The sequence below is a fragment of the Bradyrhizobium sp. WYCCWR 12699 genome, assembly GCF_032144035.1.
In the GTDB taxonomy this organism is placed as follows: Bacteria; Pseudomonadota; Alphaproteobacteria; order Rhizobiales; family Xanthobacteraceae; genus Bradyrhizobium.
The window spans coordinates 41,660-57,699 of the sequence record NZ_JAVTJN010000003.1; the positions used below are offsets into that span (position 1 = coordinate 41,660).

Below are 16,040 nucleotides of genomic sequence, written 5' to 3' on the forward strand. Positions count from 1 at the left end.
GCCTCCCGTGCGGCGCGATTCCTGGATTGATGATGACGTTCTCTTTAAGCTTTAATGGCACTGAACATCGCCGCCCGAGCCGGCTCGGGCGTGTGCTCGAGGACCGCCTACCCTATCTCATCGTTGCGCCCGCAATATTGGTTCTTCTCCTCGTCGGCCTCTTTCCCCTCATCTACTCGTTGATCGTGAGCTTCCAGCGCATCACGATGACGGACAATGATACGTCTTTCGCCGGCTTGCTGAACTATGCGGAGTTGTTCAGAGATACCCGTTTGTGGGCATCGCTCGGCCACACCGCGATCATCACAGCAATCGCCCTGCCTCTCGAGCTACTGATCGGCTTCCTGATGGCGCAGCTCTTCATCGACCGCATGCCCGGGCGCCAGCTCTTCGTCGCGCTCTTGGTGCTGCCGACGGTGATCTCTCCGATTGTTGCTGGTGCGACCTGGCGCCTGTTGTTCGACGTCCGCTTTGGTCCCATCGGTGAGATACTCAGCTTTTTCGCCGGCGAACCGATCCGGATCCTGTGGACCGTCAACCCTGCTTACGTCTATCCGGCGATCATCATCTGCGAAGTTTGGCAGTGGTCGCCGTTCATGTTTCTGCTGCTGCTCGCTGCGTTGTCCAATGTCGATCAGTCTCAACTGGAGGCTGCTGAGATCGATGGGGCATCGTATCTGCGCGTGCTTCGCGCGATCATTCTGCCGGCGATCGCGCCCGTGATAGCTGTTGCATGCCTTATCCGCGGCCTCGACCTCGTGCGCATCTTCGACATCATCTGGGCCCTCACCGAAGGCGGGCCGGGCTCGATGACCGAGACGATTTCACTCTACACCTATGTGCAGGGCTTCTCGCAATTCGAAACCAGCTACACCGCCGCGATCTCCTTCCTGGTGATTGCGCTGCTCACTCTCATTACCACGCTTGTCCTCAAGCGCATGGAGATTGCGCGATGAGGCTGATGAAGCTGCCCACCAGGAAGGGGCGCGTTCTGGTGCTACGCTATATCGGCGCCGGCGTCGTCACTTTGCTGTTTCTATTTCCGGTTTATTGGCTGTTTATGATTTCGTTCAAGACGCCGGACGAGATCTATCACGTGCCGCCATTGTGGATGCCTGGGCAGATCCAGTTCTCGAATTATTATGTCCTATTCAAGGATGGTGACGTCATGGCCATCCTGAACAGCCTGATCGTCGCCGGCGTTAGCTCCGCCATTGCCATCATTCTTGGTACCCTATGCGCCTACAGCCTCGCCCGCTTCGGCACGGGTGGCGAGAACCTTGCGATGTGGATCATTTCCCAGCGCATGATCCCGCCGATTGCGGTCGTCTTCCCGATCTTCCTCATCTACGTCTATTTCGGTTTGGTTGACGGCTACTTCGGCCTGATCGTGCTCTATACCGCGTTCAATCTGCCCTATGTCATCTGGATGATGCGGGGTTATATCGTTGATGTTCCGCTCGAGCTGGAGGAAAGCGCCCTCGTCGACGGACTGAACCGATGGCAGGTCATCTGGAAAGTCGTCTTCCCGATGGTGCGCCCGGGGCTCATGGCGACTTCGGTCTTTACTTTCGTGTTCGCCTGGAACGACTTCCTCTTCGCGCTGGTGCTCACGCGTACCGAAGTGATCACTTTTCCGGTCATGCTGACGCACTATTTCGGTGGCCAGTCGAACTTCTGGGCCAAAATCGCGGCGATGTCCGTCCTGGGGACTTTGCCGATCTTCGTCGCAGTTACGGTAATGCAGCGCTATCTCGTGCGCGGCATCTCGCTCGGCGCCGTCAAAGGTTGAGGAGATTAGAGTGGCCGACGTCAAGTTGACCGGAGTGCACAAATACTACGGTAACGTGCATGCCGTTCGGGGACTAGACTTAACCATCAGCGATGGCGAATTCGCTGTGCTCGTGGGTCCGTCAGGCTGCGGCAAGAGCACGCTTTTGCGGACGATCGCCGGTCTCGAAGATCCGGACGACGGCACGATCGCGATTGGCGGCGCTATCGTCAACGATCTGCGTCCGCGCGAACGCAACATTGCGATGGTCTTTCAGAACTACGCACTCTATCCCTATTTAACCGTCAATGAGAATATCGCGTTCGGCCTGCGCGCCCGCAAGACGCCAGAAATCGAGATCAGGAAGCGGGTCAGCGAAGCCGCCGAGATGCTCGGCATCGGCAATCTCCTCCAGCGTTATCCACGTCAGCTCTCCGGTGGACAGCGTCAACGCGTCGCGATCGGACGGGCCATCGTTCGCAAGGCGGATCTTTTCTTGTTTGACGAGCCGCTCTCGAATCTGGACGCCCAATTGCGTGACGAAATGCGAACCGAGATCAAGCGTCTGCATCACGAGATCACCACCACAATGATCTACGTTACACACGATCAGGTCGAGGCGATGACGCTGGCGGATCGTATCGTGCTGCTACGCGATGGAAAAATAGAGCAGCAGGGAGCTCCACTCGAACTGTTCGAGCGGCCGCGAACGGGCTTCGTGGCGGGCTTCCTCGGCTCTCCTTCGATCAATCTCATACCGGCAACCCTGACGGCGATGAATGGCGGGCTTTCTGTCGTTTTCGGTTCCGGAGAGTCCCTGACTGTGCCGCCTGCGAAGGCCACTGCCCTTTCTAGCGTGGCGGGACGTGAGGTCATTGTCGGCATTCGGCCTCAGCATTTCGGCCGAGCCGGCGACGGACCATTGCGCGATGGGGTGGTGCCCTATTCAGCGGTCGCCGATCTCATCCAGCCTACAGGTACTCGTACCTTCACGACCATCAAGATCGGCGGAGTAGACGCAGTCGCGGAGCTGCAAGCACATGATGTTCAGAGCCATGGCGAGCGAATCCAGCTCGCCATCGACCTCAATCGGATGGTGCTGATCGATCCGGCCACAGGCTCGGTCATCGCCTAAGCGCAAGAGTTCGCAAACCCAACAACGGGATGCAGGGGGAAAAGCATGGCATCGAGACTTTTTGCTAGCGGAATCGGAGCGCCCGAGGGGCCAATCTGCCTCCCCGACGGATCGATGTATGTCACGGAGATGTCCGCATCGACGTTGTGCATCACGCGGCTCGATCAGCGAGGCAATCGCAGAGTGGTTCGCGCGACGGGCGGCCGCCCGAACGGACTGACGACGGACGGCCACGGCCGCATCTGGATCGCGGAAGCGGGCCTGCGGGCGCTGATTTGCATCGACCAAGCCGGAAACGAGATCCGGCGCATGCAGGGCGAAGGCGCCGATCGCTTTCTATTTCCGAATGACCTCTGCTTCGGCCCCAACGGACTACTCTACATGACTGATTCAGGCATGGCGGCTGAGGATTTCATCAACGGGCAGGCCTTCGTCGAGGGCTATATGGACCTTGATTGGGACGGCCGCGTCTACGAAATCGATCCCGCGGCCATGAAGGTCCTTCGCGTCCTCGATCGCAAGATCCGATTCACCAACGGGATTGCTTTCGGGCCCGACGACCATCTCTATGCCAACGCATCGTTCACAGGCGAAATCTACCGCTATGACGTACTCGGCAAGCCAATGCCTGAACGTGTTGTTTTCGGCAATGTGCTGCAGCCCGACTCCAATCCTGACTTCAAGGGGCCCGACGGGATGGCTTTTGGCACCGACGGCCGGCTCTATTGCACAGTCTATAATCAGAAGAACGTCACTGTGCTCGACCGCGGCGGCAACGTCGTGGACCGGCTCATGCTGGATGGGCCGCAACCGACAAATTGCGCCTTCACGATTGAAGGCAAGAAGTTGCGCGTGACAGAGGTCGGCAAGGGCCAGGTTGAAGAGCTCGATGTGCCCTGCGAAGGGGTGCCTCTACATCTGCCTAAATTCGGTTAAGGTTGGAAACTCGTTTCCGGTCGGCACGCGGCACTTGGCACAGAGCAACTAGCTGGTGCAGGCCGCAGATGAGTTGGCGGCAGCTCGCGGTCTTAGCATTTCGCGACGGCGCGCCTGGGGCGGATACATACGAGCATGAACAGTTCAAAACAGGAGCTAAGACAAGTGGGGCCGCTGGCTTGCCGAGGATTATGGCCACCGGCCCCGGCGTCAGCTACTTGAAATTGCCCTGCCCCAGGTGCAGTAGCGATAGCTGACAGGCACGAGATGGCCCGGCGGCGGCTCCTCCGCAAATCTCGGCTGCAGTTAACGTAAATGGCAGGGCGCGAGGTGATGTTATGTTTTGTTTTGGTCAGCATGGCGGTGCCGCCAGTTGAAGTGCCGTGATCGTCGCCCACCAGGACGGCCTATGTCGCGGAGCCGCGAACGGAAGTTGGGCAATTACTCGTCCGGCTACGACGCGAGTTGAGTGATTGGTTAGGTCGGAACTCCTTGCGAGCCGTTAGTTGATCGCGAGCGGAGCTCAAACTCTAGCTCTGTCAGCTTTTTGATCAGCTGCTCAATAACCGCCTCGTAATCAGAACGCGTGAGTGAGTTCACGCCACGGGAGGCGAGCTCGTGCTGCAGGATTGTTGCCATCACGGCCTTGACGCTCATAGGACCTCATCTGAAATGATTTCGCATCAAATCTCAAACCAAGGAGACAATCAACAAGGAGGAGGATGGAGCTGGAAGTGTCGCTGCATTCCGATCGATTATCAGCCCCAGGGATGCATACGTACCCAAAAGACTTTGAGCCTGGATATTCGATGCTCCTCCACCAGTTGGCCGATTTGCTGACTCCGCTTCCCGTCTTTGCTTTATGAGCTGGTCAAAAAGCCACCATCAGCTAGCACGAGAGCAGCTCTTGTGGTAATTGCAGTCCATAGGTCCATAGTTTGTTTTTGAAGAGTTTCATTTCGAGGACGATTTGTTCGTGACGATGGTTGCCGTGCTTTGCCAATTTGCATCCGCCGATTGCGTTGATAAGATCGTGACGAGCTCTGCATTCGACAGCACGCTTACTTTCCAGGGCTGCGTTATGAACGGCCAGACAGGGCTGGCCCAGTGGAAAGAAGCGCATCCAATTTACCGCTCAGATACTTGGCATATTCAGCGGCACAAATGCATGCCGGGAGATTACAATATCGCTCACCACAAAGCGTAGAGATCAAAGAAGCTACGCAACGCCCGCCACCGCGGTGTCAGCGAGAGCGTATGCGGTTCATCTAATGTCCCCAGCGCAACGCGCGGACGGGGCTTGCCGGGGCTCTGTTCGCTCGGAAGCATTTGAGCTAAGCCGAGTGGCTACAGGACGAAGAAAGTACAGCGAGAGGCCAGGGTTCCGTTCGCAAATCCTCTTTAATGCGTCGGCCTTGATCCAGAAAAGCTCCAAATCGCTGGCCGCTCGAGCAGATTGCGTGCGGCGGCGTCGATCCACGGCGAACAGCCCAACCTCACCAAAAACCTCTCCTGGATACAAGAGCTTGTCTATTTCGGGAAGCTCGACTTGTCCTGATCCGATGAGATAGAGTGCATCGGCGTGATCCCCTTTCTCGAAGATTGTCTCTCCAGCCTTGATCCGCTGTGTGTGCATGAACGGCTGAAGCCAGTTCGGAGAAAGATCTGTATTAGCGGCGAGCTTGGCGCGGCGTAGTACCAAGACCATGCGGACGAAGTAGGCAGCGTTTAGTGGAAGCAAAATAAAGTGCAGAATCAGCACAGGGTAGATACCGGCGCCAGTGGCATAGACGATGAATGCGAGATTGCTGCAGATGGCGACGGCCCGCAGAGTCAGCATGGTGTGCATGCAGAATGTCACGAGGACGAGCGAAGAGGCCAGATAGCCACAAGCTTCTATCCACGTCATGGCAGCCTACTTTGCTGCTTTAGGCGCAATGAATCACCTGCAAAGCGCGGGCCAAGCGTTCATCAGAAGACGAACGGCTGACGTACCGCCTCAGCCGAGCCGGAGCCTGCTTCGCTCTGTTGGTTATCCAAGGCTGCACGCCGCGCATATGAACCAGTTCACACGCTGATCGGGGCGCTTCGCTTCGCCAGCGTTATAAACTGCTGCCGGTGCCAGCAAGTTCTATCCGCTCGCGTCACTTAAGGTGGCAGCCGATCGCGGTCCGGTCACGGGACCGGATAGTCTTATTTCAGGAAGCCGATAGACAGCCAGGGCACCGCGGCGACGATCAGCGTGCCAATGAGCAGCGCAATCATGTATCCCACGATTGGTCTCATACCGTCGTCCGGGTTAATGCGGCTGATAGCGCAGGCCGCGTAGTAGCCGACCCCAAACGGCGGTGCGAACAGGCCGATGCCCATCGCGAGAACCACGACCATTGCGTAATGGACATCGTGGACCCCAACCTGCCGCGCGATCGGGAACAGGAGCGGACCGAACAAGACGATGGCTGGGATCCCCTCCAGCACGCTGCCTAGAATCACGAAAGTTACGATCGTCACCGCTAGGAAGACGGGGACACCGCCGGGAAGGCTGGTCATGAACTTGGCAAGCGAGGCTGAAAATCCCGACTGGGTCAGCGCCCAGGCCATTCCTGTCGCGGCGCCGATGATGAGCAGAATCGCGCCCGACAGGGAGGCCGTCTCGACCAGCATAGGATAGATGCGTCGCCAGTCGAACTGGCGGTAAATGAGGAGACCGGCGCAGGCCGAGTACAAGATGCCGATGGTCGAGACCTCCGTTGCCGTTGCAACGCCTTCGACGACGGCGGTCCGGATCACGAAAGGCAAGGCGATCGCAGGAAGAGCAATGACAAAGGCTCGGCCGATCTCCCGCCCAGTCGCCCTTTTGACGTGAGAGAGGTCCTCGCGCCGGTAGCGCCACCACACGATCGCCCCGAGCATAACTGCGAGCACCACGCCCGGGAGCAATCCGCCGGTGAATAGCGCGGAGATCGACACGCCCGTCACCGAGCCGATCGTGATCAGAACCAGCGACGGCGGAATCGTTTCGGTTTGCGCCCCCGTGGCGGCCAGCAACGCAACGAGGTCGCCGGGTTTGGCGCCACGCTGCCGCATCTCGGGAAACAGCACAGGGGCCACGGCCGCCATATCTGCCGCCTTGGACCCTGAGATACCGGAGACCAGATACATAGCCCCGACCAGGACGTAGTGCAGCCCGCCGCGGACGTGGCCGAGGAGACTTGCGAGGAAACCGACCATTGCGCGAGCCATGCCCGTCATCTCGATCAGCAGGCCCAGGAAGACGAAAAGAGGCACGGCGAGCAGGATCAGATGGCTCATCCCTTCATCCATCCGCCCGATCATCACTACGTCCGGCGTGCTCGTCGTAAGCGTGAGATAACCCACGGTGGCGAGACCGAATGCAAAGGCAATCGGAACGGCGGCAAAGACCATCGCACCGACAACAAAGACGAAGAAGATCAGAAGGTTCAGATTGCCGAGCGGCTTAAAAACCGGCGCGAGCAGCACGAACGCAAGGATGAGACCGGCGACGATCGCTAGAGAGGCCAACAAGCTGCGTAGATTGGCAATTCGGCAGAGCCGGAGGGCCGCGGCGATCAGCATCAGCCCAATTCCGATCGGTAGCGCCGCCGCACGCCAAGTGTTGATGATCTCCAGCGCCGGCGTGGTGACGAAGGCCTCGTCGGCGGCAAATTCATAGGCCGGCCAAACGACGAGCAAAAGAAACGCCAGCGAGGCTGCGGCCGCCACCACGTCCAAAAACGCACGCACCTGGGCACTGAGCACGCCGACGATGGCTGTCATACGCATGTGCTCGCCGCGCTGGAAAGCAATGACGGAGCCGAGCATGGCAAGCCAAAGGAAGAGAATACCGGCGAGTTCGTCGGACCAGACGATGGGGGAGCGGAATACGTATCTGCCTACGATTCCTGCGGCCAGGATTGCGACTTCGGCCAGGACGAGTAGCGCGGCTGGGACCGCGACGAGGTGGCCCAACATCGTGTTCGCTGTTACCGCCCAATGTCGGGGACCCCGTTCAGTCGAGGCGGTCGCTCCACCGTCATCAGCATGTGGAGCGTGGCTCACGCTGCTCATGACAGCTGACCCGCCGCTTTTTCGAGCTGCGACCACGCCTCCTCGCCGAATTTGCCCTTCCAGTCGGAGTAGAAGCTAGTCTTGGACAAGGCTTGTCGGAAGGCGGCGCGATCGACTTCGATAAATTTGAGACCTTTGGCCGACAGATCGGTGCGCAAGGACTGGCTGAGCTTTGCGATATCAGCCCGCTGATCGACGGCGGAGCGATCTAGTTCGCGGGTCACGACCTCCTGAACATCCTTCGGTAAGCGCTCGAATGCGCGCTTGTTGGCGAGGATCCAGTATCCGTCCCAAACGTGCCCGGTCAGGCTGCACGTGCTTTGCACTTCGTAGAGGCGGGCGGTTGCAATGATCGGCAACGGATTCTCCTGGCCGTCCACGACTTTGGTCTGTAACGCGGAGTAGACCTCGTTGAAGTTAATAGGCGTCGGGCCGGCTCCAAGCGCCTTGAAAAGCGAGGTCAAAAGCGGCGCCGGGGGGACGCGGATCTGGAAATTCTTTAGATCGTCAGGGCTGCGGATCTCACGTCCGGAAGAAGTCACCTGACGAAAGCCGTTATCCCACGCTTTGGAAACCGCCATGATCGGAGTTTTGGCAATCTGCGTCCGGATGTAGGTTCCGAGATCTCCGTCCATAGCTTTCCAAACGCTATCGTAGTCAGTAAACGCGAAGCCGGTGTTCACCAGGCCCGCACTTGGGACCAGGGTGGCGAGGATCGAAGAGGACTGATTAAAGAATTCGACGCCGCCGCTGCGGACCTGGGTCATGAGCTCGGTGTCGGACCCGAGCTGGTTGGCCGGAAACAGCCTGATCTCGAGCCGGCCACTGGTAGCCTCTAGAATGCGTTGGATGGCTTCCTGCGCGCGGACGTTCACCGGATGCGTCGGATCCTGGCCGGTTGCAAATTTATAAACGAATTCGGCCGCAGATGCCGGTCGAGTGAGAATTGCGCAGAGAGGTACGGCCGTTGCAGCTTTCAACAGGGAACGCCGGCTGATATCTCTGCGTTTCGATACGCTCATGTCTTCCTCCTCGTTCTATTTACCTAGCGGTGGCGATCTCAGCGCAGGCGGCGCAGCCGTTCCGCTCATTCGTGTGCCCGCGTCTTGAGTGCCGGCATTTGGGCAAAAGCCAGCGTTCGCCGCTGCAAGGTGCGGCGGGCAACGTTGAGTACAGCTTGTTGGACCTCAGCCCAGCGGCGCTAAAGCCACTGTTTGATTTGCCTTGCGACCTCTGCGGTGGAAATCCCGTAACGGTCGTGCAGCGTTGGAAGCGCGCCGGCGTCGAGAAATTCGTCCGGCAATGCGATCTGGCGGAAAGGCGGATGTGCCCCAGAACGCAAGAGGAGTGCGGCAATTGCTTCGCCGAGGCCACCAATGGTCGTGTGATTTTCGGCAACGACGACAAGCCGTGCCGGCTTGCTGGCCTCACGCAGGATAGTCTCTGCGTCGAGGGGCTTGATGGTTGGAACATGCAGCACCGCTGCATCCACGCGGTCATCCTTCAAAGCTTGGACGGCCTCGAGTGCCCGCATGGTCATGATGCCGGACGAGATGATCAGGACGTCCTTGCCATCACGGATCAGCTTGGCCTTTCCAAGCTCGAACTTATAGTCGTATTCATCCAGAACGACAGGCACCTGGCCGCGCAGCAGGCGCATGTAGACTGGACCTTGATGCGCGGCTATGGCTGGCACCACCTGCTCGATTTCACTGGCATCGCAGGGGTCGATCACCGTCATATTTGGCATGGCCCGAAACAACGCGAGATCCTCGGCGGCTTGATGACTTGGGCCATAGCCCGAGGTCAGGCCGGGCAAGGCGCAGACGATTTTCACGTTGCGGTCTTCCTCCGCAATGGTCTGATGAATGAAATCGTAGGCGCGCCGCGATGCGAACACGGCATATGTCGTCGCAAAGGGCATGAAGCCCTCTGCGGCGAGTCCGGAGGCTGCTCCGAACAAAAGTTGCTCGGCCATGCCCATCTGGTAATAGCGGTCTGGAAATTCCTTGGCGAAGATGTGCAGGTCGGTGTATTTGCCGAGATCGGCGGTCATGCCGACCACCTCTGGCCGGCTCCGTGCCAGTTCGACGAGTGCATGTCCGAACGGCGCTGGCTTCGTCTTTTGGCCCTCGGCCGCAATCGAGGCGATCATGGCAGAGGTGGTTAGGCGCGGCTTGCCCGCTTGCGGTGCTGATCTGACGGTCTTCATGCCTGCCTCCCGGCTTCCAGCGCGGCAAGGGCAAGTTGCCATTCGTGCTGCTCGACGCGAATGAAATGGTTCTTCTCGCGCTGCTCGAGGAAAGGAACGCCCTTCCCCATGAGGGTGTCGGCGACGATCATTCGCGGCTTCGGCTCGGGATGCGACTTTGCACGGTCGAATGCTGCGAGCACGGCATCGAGATCATTGCCATCGATACGTTGTACGAACCAGCCGAATGCCTGGAGCTTGTCGACCAAGGGTTCGAAGGCCATGACTTGCGTCGAGGGACCGTCGGCCTGCTGGTTGTTGACATCGACAATGCCGATCAGGTTGTCCAGCTTGTAGTGGGCCGCCGACTGGATGGCCTCCCACACGGAGCCCTCGTCGAGCTCGCCGTCGGAGAACAAGGTGTATACCCGCGCCTCGGACCTTTTGCGTTTGAGGCCAAGGCCCATGCCGACAGCAATGCTGAGCCCGAGGCCGAGCGAGCCACCCGACATTTCCATTCCGGGCGTGTAGGAGGCCATGCCCGACATTGGCAAGCGGCTCTCGTCACTGCCATAGGTCTCAAGCTCTTCCTCGGGGACGATCCCCGCTTCTATCAAAGCCGCATAAAGCGCAATAGCGTAGTGCCCGTTTGAGAGCAGGAAGCGATCGCGTTCCTCCCAGGTCGGATCCTCCGGCCGATAGCGCATCGCGTGAAAGTAAGCCACGGCGAGAACGTCGGAGATATCGAGCGCCTGAGCGATATAGCCTTGGCCCTGAACTTCCCCCATGCGCAGCGCATTGCGGCGAATGTTATAGGCGCGGTCCGCCAGCTTGGGCGTGTTGGTCAACGTTTTGGTCGGCGCTTCCATCGATCTGGACCTTCTCTTGCTGGCTCAGTGGATGAGCATGCCGCCATTGACGTCGATCACGGCACCAGTGACGTACGCGGAGAGATCGGAGGCCAGAAAAGTGTAGATGCCGGCGACATCTTCTGCGGTGCCGAGACGATTGAGTGGAATGCCTTCCAGAATTTTCGCACGCATTTCATCAGTCAGCTTGCCGGCCGTGATATCGGTGCCGATCAGGCCAGGCGTGACGCAGTTGACGCGGATGTTGTCAGGACCGAACTCGCGAGCCATGGCCTTGGCTAAACCAAGAACGCCGGCTTTCGCTGCCGAATAGTGTGGTCCCCCAAAAATTCCGCCGCCACGCTGGGCCGACACCGACGACATGCATGCGATCGATCCGGACTTCCGCGCACGCATATGCGGGATCACGGCCTGGGAGAGGAAGAGAACGCCTTTGAGATTGACGTCTTGAATGCGATCCCAATCGGCGGCTGATATGTCCAGGAGCTTCACCGGCTGGGTAATGCCGGCATTGTTGATCAGTATATCGATACCACCGAATGCCTCGACCGCGCTTGCAACTGCCCGCTCGCAGGACGATTTGTCAGCGACGTCGCAGCGCAAACCGAGGTGTTCCTTGCCAAGAGTGGCTGCTGCCCCTGCCGCGGCTCCGGCATCGATATCGAGGATTGCGACCCGAGCGCCCTCGGAGGCAAACCGCCGGGCGGTGGCGAGCCCGATCCCCCGCGGCGAGGCCGCGCCCGAAATGATGGCTGTCTTCCCGCTGAGCAGCATCAGTTCCTCCCGCAAATTGTTTTCCTTGACAATGCTAGGAATGACCCTCGCTCTCCGCGCCGACAAGCGCACAGTTGTCATGGGTCGATGAATCTGGTTCACTTATGCGATGCTCTCGAATGTTCCGATATCGGCAATTCGCGCCTTTGAGGCGGCGGCCCGCACCGGATCGTTTCGCGATGCGGCGAATGAGCTTCACCTGACGCCAAGTGCAGTCAGTCATGCAATCCGTAAGCTGGAGGACACGCTCCGGACCGTTCTCTTCGAGCGCAGTGCACGCGCGGTGCGGCTCACGCCGGCCGGCGAGAACCTGATGCGACATACCGGCGCTGCATTCGATCAGCTCCGCCGCGGCTTGGAGGAAGTCGCTGCTCGTGGTCCGCAGTTGGTGCGGGTTCACTCCGCTCCGAGCTTTGCAGCGCAATGGCTAACGCCACGACTGGCGCAGTTTCTTGCAGCCCATCCGAAGCTAGAAGTTCGCTTGGCTGCCAGCACAGACTATGCGCGTTTCAGTAACGATGATTTCGATGTCGACATCGTTTACGGTCCGCCGAGGGCGGAGGGCGTCGAGATTGTTCCTCTGCCAGAGGAAACAGTCACTCCCCTATGCTCCCGGAAGCTTGCAAAATCAATCAAGAAGCCGATCGACCTCCTGGATCAGACATTGATCCGTTCAGACGTGAAGCAAGTTCAATGGCATCAGTGGTTCGCCGCCAATGGATTGGAAGCTCCAGCGATTCACGGCATGAGATTCGATCGAAGTTTCCTGGCGATTGCAACCGCCGCCGAAGGACTGGGAGTAGCCTTGGAATCAACGCTTCTAGCGGAGCGCGAATTGGCTAGCGGACGACTGGTTGCTCCATTGGCCGGCCGCGCAACCGATATTCGATACGTCGGTCACAGGCTAATTTATCCGCGCGCCAGCCGGCAACGCTCGGCGGTGCGCGCTTTTGCCGATTGGATCGTCGCCCAGCTCGGAGGCGAAGCTAGCCTTTCCTCCCAGTAAGTATCGCTCGTTGCCGCGATGGTTTGGCTATCCGAAAAAGTGAGGATGGGCCTCGTCAGAACGGCCATGCGCGGTGGCTTATCGCAACAATTGTGTGACTGCGAGAGGGACGAGCAAAGACGTAACCAGCGCGTTCAGGCTCATCGCAATCCCCGAGAACACGCCCGCAACCTCGTCCACCTGAAACGCTCGCGCGGTACCAATGCCGTGCGCGGCGATGCCCGCGGCAAAACCACGCGCACGAAAATCAATGATACCACTCCAATTCATCAATGGCGTGACAATGATCGCTCCCATGATCCCCGTGAGGATCACCGCGACGGCGGTCAGAGAAGGGTCGGCGTGCAGTGTTTCGCTGATCCCCATTGCGACCGCGGCTGTCACGGACTTAGGCGCAAGGGACAGTACAACATCGCGCGGCAAGCCTGCAGCTTTCGCAAGCAGCACAATCGACGCGGCCGCTGTGACCGAGCCCACAACGAGGGCTGCCAGCATTGGCACGATCGAGGCAAGGACGATCCTGCGGTTCTCGTAGAGCGGGATAGCGAGCGCGACTGTGGCTGGGCCGAGCAAGAAATGTACGAACTGCGCTCCGCTAAAATAGACCGGATATGGCGTGCTGGTCACGAACAGAAACACGCCGATGATCCAGACCGCGTGGAGAACAGGATTGGCGAGCGGATGTCGGTGGAGGGCAAGCGACAGCGCTTCCGAGACTGCATAAACCAGTAAGGTGATCGTCAGCCAAAGCAGAGGCGATTGCGACAGATAGACCCAGAGCGAGAATGCATGGTCCTTCATGGCGCCTCATGACCGAACAGCCGGCTGACCAGGCGAAACGTTAGCACGGTCGCGAGAAGGGTCACTACGACGGAAAGGGCAAGAATCAACACAATTGCTATCCCATGAGCATAAATGAGATCGAGTTTTTCCACGACACCCACGCCGGCCGGGACAAACAGGAGAGACAGATTGTTGAGCAGCCCCCTGCTGGCAGTCTCAACGCCGCCGTTTCGCAGCGGTCCTTGAGCGATGATTGCGAAACGGTCACGGACGAGCAGCAAAATCAACAGCAGCAGGAGCCCGACGACCGGACCAGGCAGCAGCAGGCCGAACCCGCGCGTAATGGCCTCTCCGATCAATTGGCAGAGGAGGATAAGACCGAGACTTGCCAGCATGGGGCACCTGAGTAGCACTTTCACACGAGGAGAAGCTGCCGGAAGCTCAATTTTGTTGATTCTTGAGACCGGCGCTGCCCTCCTGCGCTGCAAAAAAGATAACGATTGATAGCCATCTCGATTTGCCGATGGAGCGTCATCGCGGCTGAACACCGGGGCTTGCCTACGACCGGAAGGGTAACTTTGATTCCTGCATCGACAAAGGTCTTTCTCAAGCTTTCCCTCTGCGCGTCGGACATTGGTGTGTCGCTGTACTCCTCGATCCGCCAGATGATCGCCGTGGAGACGCACACCCGCTGGGCCACTTCCTTGACGGACCAGTTCAACAGGCCGCGGGCGGCACGCAGATGCCTGCCGCTGAGGCCCTCATGCCAGCGATACAGCCCGTCTGCTCGCTGCAAGCGGCATTCGACTAAAAAGGCTGTGCGGTTTCGACCGAAACCGCCCATCCGCGCAGAGCTGCCTCGTGGTCGTCAGGCAATGTAAGCTCCTGGCCGGAGTTGCAGCCGGGCTTGGAGCATCTCGTGCACGACCATGCGTAGAGCCTCGCCGCAGTCCGGATCGACATCAAGATGGCTCGACAGACGTTTCAGGGCGAACGGACTGTTCTAGCAGACAGCAACGCGTACGTTGTTTGTCGCGCCTATTTGTCCGAATGGGAGGCCAAAGACCACGACGGCCAAGTCGCCGGACCGCACATAGCCTTCCCGTTGCGCTGCCACGGCCGCGATCCGGGTTATTTCTTCATGGCCGGAGGGATCGCTGGCCACGACACTATGGACGCCCCACAACAGGCACATGCGTCGCGCCACAATGTCGTCTGGCGTCAGAGCAAGAACGGGGATCGGTGGTCGTTTGCGCGAAATGCGGGCTGCGGTCGTCCCGCTCGCCGTGAAGCCGATGATGGCTTTGGCCTCGATCGTGGCGGCAAGATCTGCGCCTGCCGCTGCGACAGCGTGTGGAGGGGTAATCTCTTCGTCGACTTGCGCAGCCCTGATCAAGGAGCGATAGAGACGATGTTGCTCCGTACTCCGGATGATACGATCCATCATGGCGACGGCTTCGGCCGGATAAGCGCCGTTTGCCGTTTCGGCTGATAGCATCACAGCATCGGCTCCATCATAGATGGCGGTCGCAACATCGGAGGCTTCCGCGCGCGTCGGCGTCGGCGCTGCCACCATGGAATCAAGCATTTGGGTTGCGACGATCACGGGCTTTGCGGCCATTCGGCAAGCACGAATGAGCTCTTTTTGTCGGCCAGGCACGTTTTCCGGGGGAATCTCGACCCCAAGATCGCCGCGGGCGACCATGAGGGCGTCGGACAATTTGATGATATCATCGATGTGATCAAGCGCCATTGGCGTTTCGATTTTGGCGACGAGGCCGGCTGCCTCACCGATTAGAGCTCGTGCCTCAATCAGGTCTGAAGGCTTCTGAACAAAGGACAAGGCAACCCAGTCGACGCCCAGCTCTAGGCCGAAGACGAGATCGTCACGATCCTTCTTGGTCAGGGGGTAGATATCAAGCAACGCTCCCGGCACGTTTACGCCTTTTTGATCGCGGATCGTTCCACCGACAATGACGCGCGCTATCATGTCGCCATCGCCTGGCTTTTCGAGGCTTAGGCGAACACGGCCGTCATCGATGAGCAGATTTTGACCTGGATACGCAGCTACAAAGATCTCCGGATGTGGCAGAGGGATCGCCTGCTTTCCGCCTCTTGCTCCGTCCAGAACAAAGCGGACCGTTTCGCCGGCCTGCAGCGTGAGCTCACCCTCTTCAAGCGAACCGATGCGCAGCTTCGGGCCTTGCAGATCTTGTAGCACGCCGATGGGTCGGCCGAATTCGCGCTCGAGCGCGCGAATGGCGGTAAAGGCGCGCGCGTGATCGTCTTTGGTGCCATGACTGAAGTTCAGGCGGAATGTATCGGCACCTGCAAGATCGAGAGCACGGAGTTGGTCGAGCTCGACGGTTGCCGGGCCGATGGTTGCGACGATCTTGGCATGGCGCGAGCGGCGCATCAAAAATCAAACCCCTTGGATGAGCCGCCTTCGAGCCAGCCGCTCCTGGCGAAAGCCAATGCTTCGTCGA

Annotated in this window: 17 protein-coding genes; 6 read left to right on the plus strand and 11 right to left on the minus strand. The window is 59.1% G+C overall.

All coding sequences use genetic code 11. From position 1 onward, the window contains the following. The first annotated feature begins 29 nt into the window (after window positions 1-29). From RPS27_RS02240 to RPS27_RS02255, 4 genes are all read left to right on the plus strand, one after another. Window positions 30-956 (plus strand): carbohydrate ABC transporter permease, encoded by a 927-nt coding sequence (locus RPS27_RS02240; protein WP_128969536.1) that lies wholly within the window; start codon window positions 30-32, stop codon window positions 954-956. Continuing rightward, window positions 953-1,792: a carbohydrate ABC transporter permease gene (locus tag RPS27_RS02245; protein ID WP_128929504.1), complete on the plus strand. Its 840-nt coding sequence runs from the start codon at window positions 953-955 to the stop codon at window positions 1,790-1,792. The genes RPS27_RS02240 and RPS27_RS02245 overlap by 4 nt, the downstream gene beginning before the upstream one ends. Window positions 1,793-1,802: 10 nt before the next feature. Further along, complete coding sequence (locus tag RPS27_RS02250) at window positions 1,803-2,906, plus strand: ABC transporter ATP-binding protein (RefSeq protein ID WP_128929503.1); 1,104 nt, start codon at window positions 1,803-1,805, stop codon at window positions 2,904-2,906. 114 nt (window positions 2,907-3,020) lie between these two features. Further along, a complete protein-coding gene (locus tag RPS27_RS02255) occupies window positions 3,021-3,842 on the plus strand; it encodes an SMP-30/gluconolactonase/LRE family protein (RefSeq protein ID WP_232995569.1) in 822 nt (273 codons plus the stop codon). A 477-nt stretch (window positions 3,843-4,319) separates the two neighbouring features. On the opposite strand, the gene RPS27_RS02260 is transcribed toward RPS27_RS02255, so the two are convergent. Continuing rightward, window positions 4,320-4,499: a hypothetical protein gene (locus RPS27_RS02260; protein WP_128929501.1), complete on the minus strand. Its 180-nt coding sequence runs from the start codon at window positions 4,497-4,499 to the stop codon at window positions 4,320-4,322. Window positions 4,500-4,818: 319 nt separating this feature from the next. Here RPS27_RS02260 and RPS27_RS02265 point away from each other — a divergent pair, with 319 nt between their 5' ends. Further along, entirely contained in the window at window positions 4,819-5,049 is a 231-nt protein-coding gene (locus tag RPS27_RS02265; RefSeq protein ID WP_128929500.1) for a hypothetical protein, read from the plus strand. A 57-nt stretch (window positions 5,050-5,106) separates the two neighbouring features. Here RPS27_RS02265 and RPS27_RS02270 read toward each other — a convergent pair whose 3' ends face one another. From RPS27_RS02270 to RPS27_RS02295, 6 genes are all read right to left on the minus strand, one after another. After that, window positions 5,107-5,691, minus strand: a complete 585-nt coding sequence (locus RPS27_RS02270) for a cyclic nucleotide-binding domain-containing protein (protein ID WP_237864935.1) — start codon at window positions 5,689-5,691, stop codon at window positions 5,107-5,109. A gap of 344 nt (window positions 5,692-6,035) precedes the next feature. Beyond that, entirely contained in the window at window positions 6,036-7,931 is a 1,896-nt protein-coding gene (locus RPS27_RS02275; protein ID WP_128929498.1) for a TRAP transporter large permease subunit, read from the minus strand. Further along, the gene (locus RPS27_RS02280; RefSeq protein ID WP_128929497.1) at window positions 7,928-8,953 is read right to left on the minus strand and encodes a TRAP transporter substrate-binding protein; all 1,026 of its coding nucleotides are present in this window, start codon (window positions 8,951-8,953) and stop codon (window positions 7,928-7,930) included. The genes RPS27_RS02275 and RPS27_RS02280 overlap by 4 nt, the downstream gene beginning before the upstream one ends. Before the next feature lie 179 nt (window positions 8,954-9,132). Beyond that, window positions 9,133-10,143, minus strand: a complete 1,011-nt coding sequence (locus RPS27_RS02285) for a transketolase family protein (protein WP_188637396.1) — start codon at window positions 10,141-10,143, stop codon at window positions 9,133-9,135. After that, a complete protein-coding gene (locus tag RPS27_RS02290) occupies window positions 10,140-10,991 on the minus strand; it encodes a transketolase (RefSeq protein WP_128929495.1) in 852 nt (283 codons plus the stop codon). Before RPS27_RS02290 ends, RPS27_RS02285 begins: the two co-directional genes overlap by 4 nt. 24 nt (window positions 10,992-11,015) lie before the next feature. Next, on the minus strand, window positions 11,016-11,765 hold the full coding sequence (locus tag RPS27_RS02295; RefSeq protein ID WP_128955190.1) for an SDR family NAD(P)-dependent oxidoreductase: 750 nt from the start codon (window positions 11,763-11,765) through the stop codon (window positions 11,016-11,018). A 109-nt stretch (window positions 11,766-11,874) separates the two neighbouring features. Here RPS27_RS02295 and RPS27_RS02300 point away from each other — a divergent pair, with 109 nt between their 5' ends. After that, on the plus strand, window positions 11,875-12,771 hold the full coding sequence (locus RPS27_RS02300; protein ID WP_128929493.1) for a LysR substrate-binding domain-containing protein: 897 nt from the start codon (window positions 11,875-11,877) through the stop codon (window positions 12,769-12,771). Between the two features lie 78 nt (window positions 12,772-12,849). On the opposite strand, the gene RPS27_RS02305 is transcribed toward RPS27_RS02300, so the two are convergent. From RPS27_RS02305 to pyk, 4 genes are all read right to left on the minus strand, one after another. Beyond that, window positions 12,850-13,572 carry an LrgB family protein gene (locus tag RPS27_RS02305; protein WP_128929492.1) on the minus strand — a complete coding sequence of 241 codons (723 nt, stop codon included), beginning with the start codon at window positions 13,570-13,572 and terminating at the stop codon, window positions 12,850-12,852. Beyond that, on the minus strand, window positions 13,569-13,949 hold the full coding sequence (locus tag RPS27_RS02310) for a CidA/LrgA family protein (protein WP_128929491.1): 381 nt from the start codon (window positions 13,947-13,949) through the stop codon (window positions 13,569-13,571). The genes RPS27_RS02305 and RPS27_RS02310 overlap by 4 nt, the downstream gene beginning before the upstream one ends. 20 nt (window positions 13,950-13,969) lie before the next feature. Then, a complete protein-coding gene (locus RPS27_RS02315) occupies window positions 13,970-14,350 on the minus strand; it encodes a helix-turn-helix domain-containing protein (protein WP_128929490.1) in 381 nt (126 codons plus the stop codon). 207 nt (window positions 14,351-14,557) lie between these two features. Further along, window positions 14,558-15,970 (minus strand): pyruvate kinase, encoded by a 1,413-nt coding sequence (pyk, locus tag RPS27_RS02320; RefSeq protein WP_128929489.1) that lies wholly within the window; start codon window positions 15,968-15,970, stop codon window positions 14,558-14,560. Window positions 15,971-16,040: the final 70 nt, after the last annotated feature.